The sequence below is a fragment of the Thioalkalivibrio sp. XN279 genome (assembly GCF_011089885.1).
In the GTDB taxonomy this organism is placed as follows: Bacteria; Pseudomonadota; Gammaproteobacteria; order Steroidobacterales; family XN24; genus XN24.
Genome location: NZ_JAANBD010000027.1, coordinates 489,276 through 503,595 on the forward strand (window position 1 = coordinate 489,276; position 14,320 = coordinate 503,595).

Annotated in this window: 15 protein-coding genes; 12 read left to right on the forward strand and 3 right to left on the reverse strand. The window is 70.3% G+C overall.

The annotated features are described in order from the left end of the window. Positions 1 to 17: 17 nt before the first annotated feature. The 3 genes from G8346_RS09240 (at position 18) to crp (ending at position 2,631) form a co-directional block, all read left to right on the forward strand. Positions 18 to 1,226, forward strand: a complete 1,209-nt coding sequence (locus tag G8346_RS09240; RefSeq protein WP_166050448.1) for a (Fe-S)-binding protein — start codon at positions 18 to 20, stop codon at positions 1,224 to 1,226. Beyond that, entirely contained in the window at positions 1,223 to 1,867 is a 645-nt protein-coding gene (gene coq7, locus G8346_RS09245; RefSeq protein WP_166050450.1) for a 2-polyprenyl-3-methyl-6-methoxy-1,4-benzoquinone monooxygenase, read from the forward strand. The genes G8346_RS09240 and coq7 overlap by 4 nt, the downstream gene beginning before the upstream one ends. A gap of 98 nt (positions 1,868 to 1,965) precedes the next feature. Next, a complete protein-coding gene (crp, locus tag G8346_RS09250) occupies positions 1,966 to 2,631 on the forward strand; it encodes a cAMP-activated global transcriptional regulator CRP (RefSeq protein WP_166050451.1) in 666 nt (221 codons plus the stop codon). An 18-nt stretch (positions 2,632 to 2,649) separates the two neighbouring features. Here crp and rpe read toward each other — a convergent pair whose 3' ends face one another. Next, entirely contained in the window at positions 2,650 to 3,333 is a 684-nt protein-coding gene (rpe, locus tag G8346_RS09255) for a ribulose-phosphate 3-epimerase (protein ID WP_166050660.1), read from the reverse strand. Between the two features lie 82 nt (positions 3,334 to 3,415). Beyond that, the gene (gene djlA, locus G8346_RS09260) at positions 3,416 to 4,207 is read right to left on the reverse strand and encodes a co-chaperone DjlA (RefSeq protein WP_166050453.1); all 792 of its coding nucleotides are present in this window, start codon (positions 4,205 to 4,207) and stop codon (positions 3,416 to 3,418) included. A 164-nt stretch (positions 4,208 to 4,371) separates the two neighbouring features. Here djlA and G8346_RS09265 point away from each other — a divergent pair, with 164 nt between their 5' ends. Together G8346_RS09265 and G8346_RS09270 are read left to right on the forward strand one after the other, a co-directional pair. After that, a complete protein-coding gene (locus G8346_RS09265; protein ID WP_166050455.1) occupies positions 4,372 to 5,274 on the forward strand; it encodes a phosphoribosylaminoimidazolesuccinocarboxamide synthase in 903 nt (300 codons plus the stop codon). Continuing rightward, positions 5,271 to 6,545, forward strand: coding sequence for a YhjD/YihY/BrkB family envelope integrity protein (locus tag G8346_RS09270; RefSeq protein ID WP_166050457.1), 1,275 nt, complete (start codon positions 5,271 to 5,273; stop codon positions 6,543 to 6,545). Before G8346_RS09265 ends, G8346_RS09270 begins: the two co-directional genes overlap by 4 nt. A gap of 12 nt (positions 6,546 to 6,557) precedes the next feature. Here G8346_RS09270 and pmbA read toward each other — a convergent pair whose 3' ends face one another. Next, positions 6,558 to 7,907: a metalloprotease PmbA gene (pmbA, locus tag G8346_RS09275; protein WP_166050460.1), complete on the reverse strand. Its 1,350-nt coding sequence runs from the start codon at positions 7,905 to 7,907 to the stop codon at positions 6,558 to 6,560. Positions 7,908 to 8,000: 93 nt separating this feature from the next. Here pmbA and G8346_RS09280 point away from each other — a divergent pair, with 93 nt between their 5' ends. The 7 genes from G8346_RS09280 to G8346_RS09310 all read left to right on the forward strand — a co-directional run bounded on the left by G8346_RS09280 (position 8,001) and on the right by G8346_RS09310 (position 14,315). Further along, the gene (locus tag G8346_RS09280) at positions 8,001 to 9,227 is read left to right on the forward strand and encodes an aminotransferase class V-fold PLP-dependent enzyme (RefSeq protein ID WP_166050462.1); all 1,227 of its coding nucleotides are present in this window, start codon (positions 8,001 to 8,003) and stop codon (positions 9,225 to 9,227) included. Next, positions 9,224 to 9,748 (forward strand): ribosome biogenesis factor YjgA, encoded by a 525-nt coding sequence (gene yjgA / locus G8346_RS09285; RefSeq protein ID WP_166050464.1) that lies wholly within the window; start codon positions 9,224 to 9,226, stop codon positions 9,746 to 9,748. Before G8346_RS09280 ends, yjgA begins: the two co-directional genes overlap by 4 nt. Positions 9,749 to 9,752: 4 nt before the next feature. Next, positions 9,753 to 10,253, forward strand: coding sequence for a 5-(carboxyamino)imidazole ribonucleotide mutase (gene purE / locus G8346_RS09290; protein ID WP_166050465.1), 501 nt, complete (start codon positions 9,753 to 9,755; stop codon positions 10,251 to 10,253). Further along, entirely contained in the window at positions 10,250 to 11,329 is a 1,080-nt protein-coding gene (locus G8346_RS09295; protein WP_166050467.1) for a 5-(carboxyamino)imidazole ribonucleotide synthase, read from the forward strand. Before purE ends, G8346_RS09295 begins: the two co-directional genes overlap by 4 nt. A gap of 87 nt (positions 11,330 to 11,416) precedes the next feature. Further along, positions 11,417 to 12,628 carry an AAA family ATPase gene (locus G8346_RS09300; RefSeq protein ID WP_166050470.1) on the forward strand — a complete coding sequence of 404 codons (1,212 nt, stop codon included), beginning with the start codon at positions 11,417 to 11,419 and terminating at the stop codon, positions 12,626 to 12,628. A gap of 38 nt (positions 12,629 to 12,666) precedes the next feature. Further along, positions 12,667 to 13,638 carry an amidoligase family protein gene (locus tag G8346_RS09305; RefSeq protein WP_255453995.1) on the forward strand — a complete coding sequence of 324 codons (972 nt, stop codon included), beginning with the start codon at positions 12,667 to 12,669 and terminating at the stop codon, positions 13,636 to 13,638. Next, on the forward strand, positions 13,623 to 14,315 hold the full coding sequence (locus G8346_RS09310) for a gamma-glutamyl-gamma-aminobutyrate hydrolase family protein (RefSeq protein WP_166050474.1): 693 nt from the start codon (positions 13,623 to 13,625) through the stop codon (positions 14,313 to 14,315). Before G8346_RS09305 ends, G8346_RS09310 begins: the two co-directional genes overlap by 16 nt. The last annotated feature ends 5 nt before the right edge of the window (positions 14,316 to 14,320 follow it).

Below are 14,320 nucleotides of genomic sequence, written 5' to 3' on the forward strand. Positions count from 1 at the left end.
GCCCGTGGACCTGCTCCATGCCGCCTTCCGTCACCACGACCCGCTTCCCGCTGGAACTCGCCGACCGCTGCGTGAAATGCGGCCTGTGCCTGCCACATTGCCCCACCTACGCGGTCGACAACATCGAGGGCGAGTCCCCGCGCGGACGCATCGCCCTGATGCAGGGACTGGCGCGCGGCCGCCTCGACGCCGATGCGGCGCTGGTGCGGCATCTCGACCGCTGCCTGGGCTGCCGCGCCTGTGAGCGCGCCTGCCCCGCCGAGGTGCCCTATGGCGAACTGATCGATGCCGGGCGCGCGTTGCTGGCGCAACGGGGCGTGCGCGACGCACCGATGCAGCGGGCTTTCGCGGCGCTGTTGCGCCGGCCGGTGCTGCTGCGGATTGCGGCCCGGCTCGGCGGCTTGCCGGGCATGAGAAGGCTGGCGCACATGATCGGCAGGCTCCCTGGCCGCGCCGCCGGCCTCCTGCCGCGAGACGCGCGCGCGCCGCGCACGCTGCAGGCGGCCTCGCGCAACGGGCCGGCGACCCGTGTCCAGCTGTTCACGGGCTGCGTGGGCGCGGCGCTCGACGGCGCCACCCTGGACGACGTCCGTCAAGCGCTCGAGGCGGCGGGCTGGCGCGTCGAGTCGCCGCGGCGCCAGCGCTGTTGCGGGGCCCTGGACCAGCATGCGGGCCGGCCCGAACGCGCCGCGCAGCTGGCGCGACGCAACCTGCAGGCATTCGCGGGCGACGCCCCGCTCGTGAGTTGCGCCAGCGGCTGCGCCGCCACGCTGATGGATTACGAACGTCTTGCGGGCGCTGAAGGCGGGGCACTTGCACGCCGCGTCGTCGATCCCTCCGAGCTGCTCGCCGACGCCCGCCTCGACCTGCACCCGGGCCGCTACCGCGAAGTCGTGCTGCACGTGCCCTGCACCCAGCGCAACGTCACCGGATCCGGCGACAGCGTGCGCCGCCTGCTGGACCGGCTGCCGGGGGTGACCTTCCGCGAGCTCCCCGCGGGGTGCTGCGGCGCGGCCGGCGAGACCTTCCTCAGCCAGCCCGCGCTCGCGGACGCGCTGCTCGAACCTTTACTCGACGAGCTGCGCCACGCTCCGCCCGATGCGCTGGTCACCAGCAATGTCGGCTGCGCCCTGCATTTCAAGGCCGGCCTGGCGCGCGCGGGGCTCGACGTCGCGGTGCTGCATCCCGCCTCGCTGGTCGTCGCTGCGCTAGAATCCGACTCATGAACGCACGCAAGCTGACGCCGGTCGATCGCGCCCTGGAACAACTGGACCAGGCGGTACGCACGGTGTTCGGCCCGCCGCCGCCGCCGTCCCGGCCCAATCCGGCGGGCGACATCCCGGAACACACGCTCAGCGATCGCGAGCGGCGCCATGCCGCCGGGCTGATGCGCGTCAACCACGCCGGCGAAGTCATGGCACAGGGCCTCTACCAGGGCCAGGCGCTCACCGCGCGCCTGGAAACGGTGCGCGAGGCGATGGCACAGGCGGCCGTGGAAGAGTTCGATCACCTGGCCTGGTGCGAGCAACGCCTGGAGGAGCTGAGGGACACCCCCAGCCGGCTGGGCGCCTTGTGGTACACGGGGGCGTTCGTGCTCGGCGCCGGAGCCGGCCTGGCCGGTGACCGCTGGAGCCTCGGCTTCGTGTCCGAGACGGAGGCGCAGGTCATCAACCATCTCGAGGAGCATCTCGGCTGGTTGCCCCCCGGCGACCAGCGCAGCCGGGCCATCATCGAGCAGATGAAGGTCGACGAGGCGCATCACGGCGCCGAGGCGCGAGCCGCGGGCGGCCTGCCCTTGCCTGCACCGGCCAGGGGCCTGATGACGCTCATGTCCAAGGTCATGACGCGCACCGCGTACTGGATTTGACCCCGCCGACTCCCGGCTCCCCTTGCCCTTGCCCCGGCGGTGGGTTAAAAGGGTGCGCGCCATAAGGCTTTTTACATAAGAAGCAGCGAGGCCAGCGAATGGTTGAGTCCGTGGGGAGGGGGAACGAGATTCCTGCCATGAGCCGCTTTCTGGGGCTCTGTCGCATACGGTCCATACCGTCCAAGACGGTCATCATCCATGCCGGCGACCTGCCCGACGTGCTCTACTACATCGTCGACGGCTCGGTGGAAGTGATGATCGAGGACGCCGACGGCAACGAGATGGTCCTCGCCTACCTCAACAAGGGCCAGTTCTTCGGCGAGATGGGCCTGTTCGGCGAACAGCCGACCCGCAGCGCATGGGTGCGTACGCGCACCGCCTGCGAAATCGCCGAGATGACCTACGCCCGCTTCCGCCAGGTCGCTGCAGACAATCCCGGCCTCCTGTTCGAGCTGGCCACCCAGCTCGCCATGCGCCTGGAGCGCACCAATCGCAAGCTCGGCGACCTCGCCTTCGTCGACGTCACCGGGCGCATCGCGCATGCCATCATGGACCTGTGCGCGGAGCCGGATGCCATGACCCATCCCGACGGCATGCAGATCAAGGTGAGTCGCCAGGAATTGTCGCGCCTCGTGGGCTGCTCGCGCGAAATGGCGGGGCGTGTCCTCAAGGTGCTCGAAGAGCAGGGCCTGCTGCGAGCGCGCGGCAAGACCATCGTGGTGCACGGCGTGCGGCCCCAGCAACGGGCGCAGCGCACCTCCTGACCAGCCCGACCGGGCGCTTCAGTCCACGTCGACGTCTACACCCGCGAGTTCGCGCCGCATCGCGGTGATGGTGCTGGCGTAATCTGCCGAACCGAAAATCGCCGAACCGGCGACGAAGGTGTCCGCCCCGGCCTGCGCCACCTGGGCGATGTTGTCGACCTTCACGCCGCCGTCCACCTCGAGCCGGATGGGCAAGCCGTTGTCGTCGATAAAGCGGCGTGCCGCGGCGATCTTGCGCAGGGCGGAGGGAATGAACTTCTGCCCGCCGAAGCCGGGATTCACGGACATGATGAGGATCATGTCGACCTTGTCGGCCAGGTAGTCCAGCCAGTGCAGCGGCGTGCCCGGGTTGAACACCAGGCCGGACTTGCAGCCGAGGTCGCGCACCAGCTGCAGGCTGCGGTCGGGATGCTCGCTGGCCTCGGGGTGGAACGTGATCCAGCTGGCCCCCGCCCTGGCGAAGGACTCGATCATCCTGTCCACCGGGCGCACCATCAGGTGCACGTCGATGGGCGCCTCGACGCCCCACTTGCGCAGGGCCTCGCAGACCATCGGCCCGATGGTGAGATTGGGCACGTAATGGTTGTCCATCACGTCGAAATGCACCATGTCGGCGCCGGCCTCGAGCACGGCGTCTACTTCCTCGCCGAGGCGGGCGAAGTCGGCGGACAGGATGGAGGGAGCGATGCGGTAGTCCGACATGGCAGGGTCCTGCGGGTCAGTCATGGCGTCGACACTCTACCCCAACCCGGCCCCGCGCCCCACCCTGTGTCGCCACCGGGGCTCAGCGCATGCCGCGCGCGGCGCGCACCGTCTCCCAGGCGGCGCGAATCTCCTGCGTCCTGGCCTCCGCCATCGGGATCATGGAATCCGGCATGCCGCGGGCGCGCAGCTTGTCGGGATGATGCTGGTTCATCAGGCGCCGGTACGCGAGCTTGACCTCGGCATCACTGGCGCCAGGTTCCAGCCCGAGCACGCGGTAGGCGTCCGCGGCGGAAGGCCGCGGGGCGACGGCCGTGCGCCGATCGCCGAAGCCCCGCCCCAGCCGCAGCAACGCCTCCACCTGGGCCATCTCGACCCGTCCCAGGTCCAGCGCGGACGCGATCCGCCACAGCACCTCCCGTGTCTGCGCACGCAGCTGCCCGTCGGCCAGCGCGGCCTCCATCTGGATCTCGAGGAACGCCCGGCGCAGCGTCCGCCGCGAACCGAGCGCCGCGCGCAGGCTTGCCAGCGTGTCCTGCAGGGGGAAGTCCGGCGCCTTGCCGGCGGTGTAGATACCGATGGCCGCCTGCACCTGTTCCGGCGTCAGCCGCATGCGGCTCATGATGCCGCGCGCTGCCTGGATCTCGGCCTCGCTGACGCGTCCGTCGGCCTTGGCGACGTGGCCCATGACGCCGAAGGTCGCAGCGAAGAACACCTGGCCGACATCGCCGGATCCCAGGCCACCGCCGCCGGCCGGACGTTCCATGCCGCGGTCGAACTGGTGCCCGAGGAAGAGCCCCACCGCAGCGCCAACGGGACCGGCCAGCGAACCGATAATCGCGCCCGTGAGCTTGCCGGCCCACCTCATCGGCATGCTCCCGGAAGCAGTGCGCGCGACGGGCGCATTTGACGGGCGCGCCGGGGCGCTGTGAGAATTCGGGGGATCACGGCCTGTGCCTCTACGGGAGCCCCAATGTTAACAGCACGTGCATTCGCCGCCAGCCGGTCCGGCCTCGGCCATCCGGGCGCGGCCGCAGCATGAGCACGCTGTTCGAATCCGCCCTGCCCGGACTGGAGCTGTTGCATCGGGGCAAGGTGCGGGACGTCTACGCAGTGGACGCGCACACCCTCCTCATGGTCGCCACCGACCGCCTTTCGGCCTTCGACGTGGTGCTGCCGGATCCGATCCCCGGCAAGGGCGAGATCCTGACCCAGACGGCGCGCTTCTGGTTCCAGCGCACGCGCGCACTGGTCCCCAACCACCTGCTGGACAGGCCGGTGGAGTCGGTCCTCCCGCCGGGTGTCTGCGGCGAGGACTACCGGCTGCGCAGCAGCGTCACGCGCCGGCTCCGGCCGCTGCCGGTCGAGGCTGTGGCGCGGGGCTATCTCATCGGCTCCGGCTGGAAGGACTACCAGGCCAGCGGAGCCGTGTGCGGCATCCCGCTGCCCGCCGGGCTGCGACAGGCCGACCGCCTGCCGGACCCGATCTTCACGCCCGCCACCAAGGCCGCGGTCGGCGAGCACGACGAAAACATCAGCTTCGACCGCATGGTCGGCATCGTCGGCGCCGAGCTCGCCGAACAGGTGCGGGACCTGACCCTCCGCATCTACGACGAGGCCGCCCGCTACGCGCGCGAGCGCGGCATCATCATTGCCGACACCAAGTTCGAGTTCGGCCGCGACGACGACGGCACCCTTTACCTCATCGACGAGGCGCTGACGCCGGACTCGTCGCGCTTCTGGCCGGCCGACCAGTGGGCGCCCGGCTCGAGCCCGCCCAGTTTCGACAAGCAGTTCGTGCGCGACTACCTCGAGACCCTGGACTGGGACAAGCAGGCGCCGGGGCCGCGGCTTCCAGCGGAGATCATCGCCCGCACCGCCGCGAAGTACCGCGAGGCCTACCGCCGACTCACCGGCGACACAGAGCTGTTCCCGGCATGAGCCGTGCCCTGCTGGCGCGCTGCGAACGGCTGCTGTGGGAGGATTCCGGCGCCACCCGCCAGCCGCTGCGGCGCCTGCTCTTGCTGCCGGCGCGCTTCGCCTACGCCGTCGCCCGCGACCTGTCCCAGGGCCAGCTCACCCTGCGCGCCATGAGCCTGGTCTACACCACCCTGCTCTCGGTCGTCCCGTTGCTGGCGTTCAGTTTTTCGGTGCTGAAGGGCTTCGGCGTACACCGGCAGGTCGAGCCCCTCTTGTACGAGTTCCTCGCGCCGCTCGGCGACAAGGGCGCAGAGATCACCAGCCAGATCATCGCGTTCGTCGAGAACGTGCGCGGCAGCGTGCTGGGCGGCATCGGCCTGGCGCTGTTGGTGTTCACCGTGATCTCGATGGTGCAGAAGGTGGAGGACACCTTCAACCACATCTGGCAGGTCCAGCAGTCGCGCAGCATCGCGCGGCGCTTCAGCGACTATCTCAGCGTGATCCTGGTGGGGCCGATCCTGATGGTCACGGCCATGGGCATGCTCGCGACCATCAACTCGAGCGCCGCCATGCAGGCCATCACCGGCATCGAGCCCTTCGGCTCGCTCATCGCGCTGCTCAGCCGCCTCGCGCCCTTCGTGCTGGTGGTGCTGGTGTTCGCCTTCGTCTATGCCTTCGTGCCCAACACCAGGGTGCGCATCAGCGCTGCGCTGGTGGGCGCCGCCGTGGCCGGCATCGCATGGACCCTGGGCGGCTCGCTGTTCGCCTCCATAGTGGTGGGCTCGACGCGTTACGCCGCCATCTATTCCAGCTTCGCCATCGCCATCGTGGCGCTGATCTGGCTTTACCTGTCCTGGCTGATCCTGTTGCTCGGCGCGCAGGTGGCGTTCTACGTCCAGAACCCCGGGCGACTGCGCTATGGCCACTCGCGCCTGCAACTGTCCATCACCGAGGTGGAGAACCTGGCGCTGGCGATCATGCAGCAGGTGGCGCGCGGCTTCCACCACGGCCGCCGGCCGGGCTTTGCCCAGCTGGCCCAGGCATTGCAGTACCCGGCGCGCGCGCTGGAAGAGATCACCGCGCACCTCGAGCAGGCGGGACTGCTGTTGCTTACCGAAGAAGAAACCTTCGTGCCGGGGCGCGCGCCGGCCGCCATCAGCGTGGCGGAAATTCTCGCCGCCGTGCGCGGCGAAATGCGCAGCGACGCGCAGCCGGCGGCCGATGTGCTGCGCTCGGCGCGAGAAGCGGAAACCCGGAGCCTCGACGGCCACACCCTGGCCGACCTGGTCTGAAGCCAGGTACCGTCAGTCGCCGGCCACCGTCATGCGTCCGACGAGCAGCGAACCCGACTGGATGACGCCGCGCGTATCCACGTCGGAACCGATGGCCTGGATGTCGAGATACAGGTCTTTCAGGTTGCCGGCAATCGTCACCTCGTGGACCGGGTGCGCGATCTCGCCGCCCTCGACCCAGAAGCCGCTGGCGCCGCGCGAGTAATCGCCGGTCACGCCGTTGACGCCCTGGCCCATGAGTTCCGTCACCACCAGCCCGCGTCCCATCTGCCGCAACAGGGCGTCGAAATCCCGCCCGTCGCCGAGCACGCGCAAGTTGTGTATGCCGCCCGCATTGCCCGTGGTGCGCAATCCCAGGCGGCGTGCCGAATAGCTGGAAAGCACGTAGCCCTGCAGCACGCCCGCTGCGACCAGCACGCGGTCGTGCGTGGCGACGCCCTCGGCATCGAAGGGCGCAGAGCCAATCGCGCGCTCGACGTGCGGCCGTTCCTCCAGGCTCATCCAGTCGGGCAGCACCTGCGTGCCGGCCGCATCCAGCAGGAAGCTCGCCTTGCGATACTGCGCGCCGCCCTTGACCGCGCCGACCAGGTGGCCGAGAAAGCCCCGTGCCAGCTCGGCAACGAAAATCACCGGCACGCTGCGCGTGGCCAGCTTGCGCGCGCCGAGCCGGCGCAAGGTGCGCTCCGCGGCACGGCGTCCGACCGCTTCCGGCGATTCCAGCACGTCCGCGCAGCGCGACAGGGTGTACCAGTAATCCCGCTGCATCTGGTCGCCCTTGCCGGCGATGAGCGCGCAGCTGAGGCTATGGCTGGTGCTGGCGTAGCCGCCGCTGAAACCGTGGGTGTTGGCGTAGACCCGCAAACCCCGGTGGCTGGAGAGTGACCCACCCTCGGTGTTGGTGATGCGCGCGTCGGCCTGCAGTCCCGCCGCCTCGCAGTCGCGCGCCAGGGCGACCGCCTGGTCCGGATCGATGTGCCAGGGGTGGTCCAGGTCCAGGTCGGGCGGATCGACCGCCATGCATTCCGGGTCAGGCAAGCCCGCACAGGCGTCCTCGGCCGTGTAGCGCGCGATGGTGCAGGCCTTGTCGACCGTTTCCTCGATGGCCCGGGGCGCGAGGTCCGAGGTGCTGGCGCTGCCCTTGCGCTGCCCGAAGTAGACGGTGACGCTGAAGCCACGGTCGCGCTGGTGCTCCAGCGTTTCCACCTCCCCCTTGCGCACCGTCACCGACAGGCCGCCGGCCAGGCTCGCGCCCACCTCGGCGGCCGAGGCGCCGCCCTTGCGGGCGCGCGCCAGCGCATCTTCGGCCAGCGCCTCGAGTCGCGCACGCGCGGCCTCGAGATCGCTCAGATCAGACGACGACATCGTGTTTCCTCTCGGTCCGGAGAGCCCGGAACAGGCGCCGCAGTGTAGCAAACCCCCGTGCTATCATCCCGGCCCCTCGCAGGGGATATGAGCGTGACGCGACTGGACACTGCAGCACTGGATCTCGACTGGGTGCGCGGGCACTTCCCGGCGCTCCAGGGTGGCTGGGTGCTGATGGACAATGCCGGCGGCGCGGCCACGCTCGAGGCTGTCGCCGCGCGCACGGCGGAGTACATGCGGCGCTGGCCGGTGCAGCTCGGCGCCACCTACGGCCCCTCGGCCGAGGCAGGCGAGCTCCAGGCCAGGGCCAGGACGGCGCTGGCAGGCCTGTTCAGCCGCGGCGGTGGCGCAGCCCTGCCACCCGAGCGGCTGGCCATGGGCGCCGCGACGACTTCCCTGCTGTCGCGGCTCGCGCGGGCGCTGCTGCCCACGCTCTCGCCGGGCGACGAGATCGTGGTCAGCGAGGCGGACCACGAGGCCAATATCGGCCCATGGCTGCGGCTGCAGGCGCACGGCATCCGCATCCGCTGGTGGCGCGTCCGCCCGGACAGCATGCGGCCGGAAGCGGAGGACCTCGACGAGTTGCTCGGCCCGCGCACGCGCCTGGTGTGCTTCACTCACGCCTCGAACCTGCTCGGCAGCGTGATCGACCCGCGTCCGGTGGTGGCGCGCGCACGCACCGTCGGCGCGCGCTGCTGCGTGGACGGCGTCGCCTACGCGCCGCACCGCGCCCTCGCGCCGGCGGAACTCGGTATCGACTGGTACGCCTTCAGCCTCTACAAGGTCTTCGGCCCGCATTGCGCGTTGCTGTCCTGCTCGGCAGACGGCGCCGCGATGCTGGCCAACCTCAACCATGAGTGGATGTCGGCGCCGGCGCCGGCCACGCGACTGGAGCCGGGCGCGTGGCCCTACGAGCTGGCCTGGGGCGCCGCGGCCGTGCCCGAGTACCTCGACGCGCTCGAGACCCGCCATGGGCAGCCGGCGTTCGATGTCATCAGCGCGCACGAGCGCACGCTGACCGCCGCCGTGCTCGACTGGCTGGCGACCCGGCGCGACGTCCGCGTCATCGGTGCGGCGGAGGCCGGTCCGGACCGGCTGCCGACGATCTCCTTCGTCTCCGCGCGCAAGCGGCCCGGGGAAATCGTCGCCGCGGTGGACGCGGCGCGGATCGGCATCCGGCACGGCCATTTCTATGCCCCGCGGCTGGTCGCAGCGCTGGGCCTGCCGCGCGACGAGGGCGTGGTGCGCATTTCCATGGCGCACTACAACACCCTGGGCGAGGTCGAGCAGTTGCTGCAGGCGCTCGAGGCGGCACTGTGAGCGATCACGAGGGGCCGAGCAAGAGCCGGCGCAAGCGCGACGCCGAGGCCCTGCAGTCACTCGGCGAAGCACTGGCTGCCCTGCCGCGCGCAGACCTCGCGCCGCTGCAACTGCCGGAGCGCCTGCTGCAGGCCTTCGAGGAACTGGGGCCGATCCGGTCGCACGAGGCGCGGCGCCGGCATTGCCAGTTCATCGGCCGCCTCATGCGCGACGTCGACCCGGCGCCTTTGCAGGCTTTCCTTGAGGCGCGCAGTCGCCCGAGCCGCGTCGAGGCGCGCCTGTTCAAGCTCACCGAGCAGTGGCGCGACCGCATGCTCGAAGGCGGAGACGCGGTGCTGCGGGACTTCGTGGCGGCGCACGCCGTGGTGACGCCGGAGGAACGACAGCGGCTGGAAGAAACGCTGGCAGCCGCACGCGAGGGCCGCAGCGGGGCTTCCCGCCGCCTGTTCCGGGAGCTCAAGACGCTGGTCGAGCGCGCGCACGGGGATGGCGCACCAGCCGGCGCGGCGCTGCTAGAATAGCGCGATGAAAACGCTGGTCGGCATCATCATGGGCTCGCGCTCCGACTGGAGCACGATGCAGCACGCAGCCCGGACGCTGGAGACCCTCGGCGTGCCGCACGAGACACGGGTGGTCTCCGCGCACCGCACGCCCGACCTCCTGTTCGAGTACTGCGAGAGCGCGCGCGGGCGCGGACTCGAAGTGATTATCGCAGGCGCTGGCGGCGCCGCTCACCTGCCTGGCATGGCGGCGGCCAAGACCAGCCTGCCGGTGCTCGGGGTGCCGGTGCAGTCGAAGGCGCTCAACGGGCTCGACTCGCTCCTCTCCATTGCGCAGATGCCCGCCGGCGTGCCGGTCGGGACGCTGGCCATCGGCACCGCCGGGGCGGTCAACGCCGCGCTGCTCGCGACGGCGATCGTCGCCGCCGGGCGGCCCGAAATCCTCGCCGCGCTGGAAGGCTTCCGCGCCGAGCAGACCCGCAAGGTGCTGGCGGCGCCGGATCCCGCCGCCCCCGACACCGAATGAACATCGGCATCATCGGCGCCGGCCAGCTGGGACGCATGCTGGCACTCGCGGGCTATCCGCTCGGCCAGCGCTTCGTCTTCGTGGACCTCGACCCCGATGCGCCCGGGGCGCAGGTGGGGCGCATCATCCCGGGGCATTTCGACGATCCGGCTGCGCTGGGCGCGCTCGCCGAGGCCGTGGATATCGTGACCTTCGACGTCGAGAACGTGCCGCAGGACGCCGCCGAAGCAGTCGCCGCCCGCGTGCCCTTCTTCCCGCCGCCCGCGGCCCTCGGCGCGGGCCAGGACCGGCTGACGGAGAAGCGCCTGTTCGCCGAGCTCGGCATACCCACGGCGCCCCATGCGGCAGTGGATTCGCAGGCCGGGCTGGAGGCCGCCGTCGCTGCGGTCGGCCTGCCGGCCATACTCAAGACCCGGCGTCTCGGCTACGACGGCCGCGGCCAGCTGCGGCTCGAGACAACGGCCGACCTGGACGGCGCCTTTGCTGCGCTGGGCGGCGTGCCGGCGATCCTCGAGGGCTTCGTCCCCTTCGAGCGCGAGCTCTCCCTGGTCGGCGTGCGCAGCCGCAACGGCGAGACGGCGTTCTGGCCCCTGGCGGAGAACAGCCATGCGCACGGCATCCTGCGCCAGACGCGCGCGCCCTGGGATGACGCCGCGCTGCAGGCGCTGGCCGAACGCCACCTGCGCGCCCTGCTCGAACGCTTCGATTACGTCGGCGTGCTGACCGTGGAATTCTTCCTGCTGGACGGCGTCCTGCTTGCCAATGAGATGGCGCCGCGGGTGCACAACTCGGGGCACTGGACCATCGAGGGCGCCGTCACCAGCCAGTTCGAGAACCACGTGCGCGCCATTCTCGGCCTGCCGCTGGGCTCGACGCAGGCCACGGGCCACGCCGCCATGGTGAACTTCATCGGGCGCATGCCGCCGCTCGATGACGTGCTGGCGATCGAGGGCGCGCACTACCATGACTACGGCAAGACGGCGCGGCCAAACCGCAAGCTGGGGCATTGCACCGTGGTATGCGCCACTGCCGTGGAACGCGATGCGGCCCTGGCGCGGCTGGCGGCGCTGGCCTGAAACATGAACCGCGTCGCTTGCGCGCGGTGGCGGGCCGCTTATAGTGGTCGCCTGATCCCGCGCCGCAAGGCGCCAGACGGTTGACGCATGTACCTGGAATCCTTCGGCCTCAAGGAACACCCGTTCCGGCTCAGCCCCGACCCGCGCTTCCTGTTTCTCAGCAAGCAGCACGCGCGTGCTCGCGCCTACATGGAGTCGACGGTGTGGTTCAGCGACGGCTTCGTGGTCGTCACCGGTGAGATCGGGGCCGGCAAGACGACACTGCTGGAACAATTCCTTTCCGAGCTCGACGACGGCGTCACCGTGGCCCGCATCCACCAGACGCAGGTCACGGCGGTCCAGTTCCTGCAGAGTGTCCTGGCGCAGTTCGGCATCCGCCCCTTCAACATGCGCAAGGCCGAGCTGCTCGATGCACTGAGCACCCACCTGCGCGAGCTGCTGGCGGAAGGGCGGCGCGTGGTCATCGTCGTGGACGAGGCGCAGAACCTCGACACCACCGTGCTGGAGGAGATTCGCATGCTCTCCGACGTCGGCCCCGGCGCCGGCAGGGTCGTGAGCATCATCCTCGCCGGGCAGCCCGAGCTCAACGCCACGCTGGATTCGCCGGAACTCGAGCAGCTCGCGCAACGCACGCGCCTGCGCTTCCACCTCAAGGCGCTCACCGAGGCGGAGACCGAGGCCTACATCCGGCATCGGCTCACTATCGCCGGCGCCGAGGAAGAGATCTTCGCACCCGAGGTTTTCCCGCTCGTGTACCGCTACACCGGCGGCGTCCCCCGGCTGATCAACACGCTGTGTGACACGGCGATGCTGGTCGCTTTCAGCGAGGAGCGCGGCACGGTAAGCGCTGACGACCTGCGCGAGGCCGTAGAAGAGCTGCAGTGGACCGACTACGCCAGCCGCACCAATCGTTTCCGCGCCGGGGTCACGCTGGACCAGGACATCATCGCGCGCATCGTGGTGTCCTGCCGTGGCGAAGAACCGCAGGAATATCCGCTGCCGCGGGGGCGCTTCGTCATCGGTCGCACGCCCGACAACGACATCCAGCTGGACAGCCGTTTCGTGAGCCGGCACCACGCCCACCTCACGGTGGGACACAACTCGGCCATCATCGAGGACCTGAAAAGCACGAACGGCATCTATTTCGGTGGCCGGCGCGTGCGTCGCAAGACCCTCAAGGACGGTGACGCCGTCATCATCGGCGAGCACGAGCTGCTCTATCGCGAGGGGGATTTCGACGGCTCGGCCACCGGCACGCAATTCGACGCCGAGCTGGAAGAAGAGCGGGAAGAAGACTGAGCAAGCGCGTACCCGCCAGCAGCCACACCCGCCTGCGACTGCCCCGCCGCCGCAGCACAGCGCGGGGGCGCGAGCGCAGGGTCGGCGTCGAGCTGGAGATGACCGGGCTCGAGCTCAACGATATCGCCGAGCTCGTGGCCGCGCGGCTGAATCTCTCCATCAGCACCGACGGGCGCTATCGTCGCGTTCTCGCCGGCGATCCGGCCGGGGAGTGGGCCGTCGAGCTGGACTTCGATTTCCTGCAGCGCCTCGGGCACGAGGAACGCGGCGCCGAAGACCTGCTGGACGAGTTGCGTGACTCCGCCGAAGACCTGCTCAAGGCGCTGGCCGACCTGGTCGTGCCGCTGGAACTCGTCAGCCCGCCGCTGCCGCTGCACCGCCTGCACGAGATCGAGGACGTCATCCGACTGCTGCGCGAGGCCGGAGCAAGGGGCACCTCGGACAGCGTCGGCTATGCCTTCGCCATGCAGTTCAATCCCGAGATGCCGGGCCTGTCCGCGCGCGACGTCACGCCGTACCTGCAGGCTTTCCTGTGCCTGTACGATTGGCTCCTCATGCGCGCGAAAGTCGACCTCACCAGGCGCATCACCAGCTACATCGACCCCTTCCCCCTGGACTACGTGCGCCAGGTGGTGCGGCCGGGTTACGCGCCGGATCTCGACACGCTGATCGATGATTACCTGGCCTTCAACCCGACGCGGAACCGGGCCCTGGACTTCCTGCCCCTGTTCCTGCACCTGGACGAAGAGCGGGTGCGCGCAGTGGTGGACGATCCGCTGGTAAAACCGCGGCCGGCCCTGCATTACCGCCTGCCCAACTGCGACATCCACCGGCCCGAATGGGGCTTCCGCGTCGCGTGGAACGACTGGCTGCAAGTGGAATCCCTGGCGGCGAGCCCCCGTCGCCTGGCGTCCTGCTGTGACGCCTACGCCCGGTTTCTCTCCCGCCCGCTGCAGCGCTGGCTCGGCGACTGGGCCCACGAGGTCGCCTCGACATGGCTGCGCCGCTGATCGCCGTCACCGGTCCGCGGCGCGGCGCCTTTGGTCCGCGCCTGCTGGTCAGCCTTGCCCTGCGGCGCTACGGCGCGCGGCCGCTGCAACTCAGGCCGGGCCAGGAGGCTGCCTTGCCGCAGTTCGACGGTGTCGTCGTCACCGGCGGCCACGACGTCGACCCGGTGCTGTATGCGGCGGAGCCCGAAGTCGAGCCACGCCACGACCCGGCGCGCGACGCCTTCGAGTCGGCGGTGATCGACCATGCGCTGGCCGCGGGCCTCCCGCTGCTGGGCATCTGTCGCGGCGCGCAGCTGCTTAACGTGCGCCGGGGCGGCACGTTGTTCCAGGAGCTTGCGTCCCGCCGCAGCAAGACCTCGAACCGCTGGACCGTGCTGCCGCTGAAGACGCTGCACATCGAGCCGGACACGCGGTTGGCGCGGCTGCTCGGTCCGGGGCCGCGGCAGGTCAACAGCCTGCACAACCAGGCCATCGACCGCCTGGGCACCGGGCTGCGGGTGTCAGGACGCGACCTCGACGGCATTGTCCAGGCCGTGGAGGACCCGGGCCATGCGTTCCTGCTCGGGGTGCAGTGGCATCCCGAGTTCCTGCTTTACCTGGGTGCGCAACGCAGCCTGTTCAGTGCGCTGGTGGCGGCGGCGGAAGCCTACCGTGACGCGCGCGCGCGACGGTACTGAAGGCG

What these genes read in the sequence shown, in the direction of transcription:
- G8346_RS09240 (WP_166050448.1), top strand. Translation starts at nt 18, where the DNA reads ATGCCGCCTTCCGTCACCACGACCCGCTTCCCGCTGGAACTCGCCGAC.
- coq7 (WP_166050450.1), top strand. Translation starts at nt 1,223, where the DNA reads ATGAACGCACGCAAGCTGACGCCGGTCGATCGCGCCCTGGAACAACTG.
- crp (WP_166050451.1), top strand. Translation starts at nt 1,966, where the DNA reads ATGGTTGAGTCCGTGGGGAGGGGGAACGAGATTCCTGCCATGAGCCGC.
- rpe (WP_166050660.1), bottom strand. Translation starts at nt 3,333, where the DNA reads ATGTCGGACTACCGCATCGCTCCCTCCATCCTGTCCGCCGACTTCGCC.
- djlA (WP_166050453.1), bottom strand. Translation starts at nt 4,207, where the DNA reads ATGCCGATGAGGTGGGCCGGCAAGCTCACGGGCGCGATTATCGGTTCG.
- G8346_RS09265 (WP_166050455.1), top strand. Translation starts at nt 4,372, where the DNA reads ATGAGCACGCTGTTCGAATCCGCCCTGCCCGGACTGGAGCTGTTGCAT.
- G8346_RS09270 (WP_166050457.1), top strand. Translation starts at nt 5,271, where the DNA reads ATGAGCCGTGCCCTGCTGGCGCGCTGCGAACGGCTGCTGTGGGAGGAT.
- pmbA (WP_166050460.1), bottom strand. Translation starts at nt 7,907, where the DNA reads ATGTCGTCGTCTGATCTGAGCGATCTCGAGGCCGCGCGTGCGCGACTC.
- purE (WP_166050465.1), top strand. Translation starts at nt 9,753, where the DNA reads ATGAAAACGCTGGTCGGCATCATCATGGGCTCGCGCTCCGACTGGAGC.
- G8346_RS09295 (WP_166050467.1), top strand. Translation starts at nt 10,250, where the DNA reads ATGAACATCGGCATCATCGGCGCCGGCCAGCTGGGACGCATGCTGGCA.
- G8346_RS09300 (WP_166050470.1), top strand. Translation starts at nt 11,417, where the DNA reads ATGTACCTGGAATCCTTCGGCCTCAAGGAACACCCGTTCCGGCTCAGC.
- G8346_RS09310 (WP_166050474.1), top strand. Translation starts at nt 13,623, where the DNA reads ATGGCTGCGCCGCTGATCGCCGTCACCGGTCCGCGGCGCGGCGCCTTT.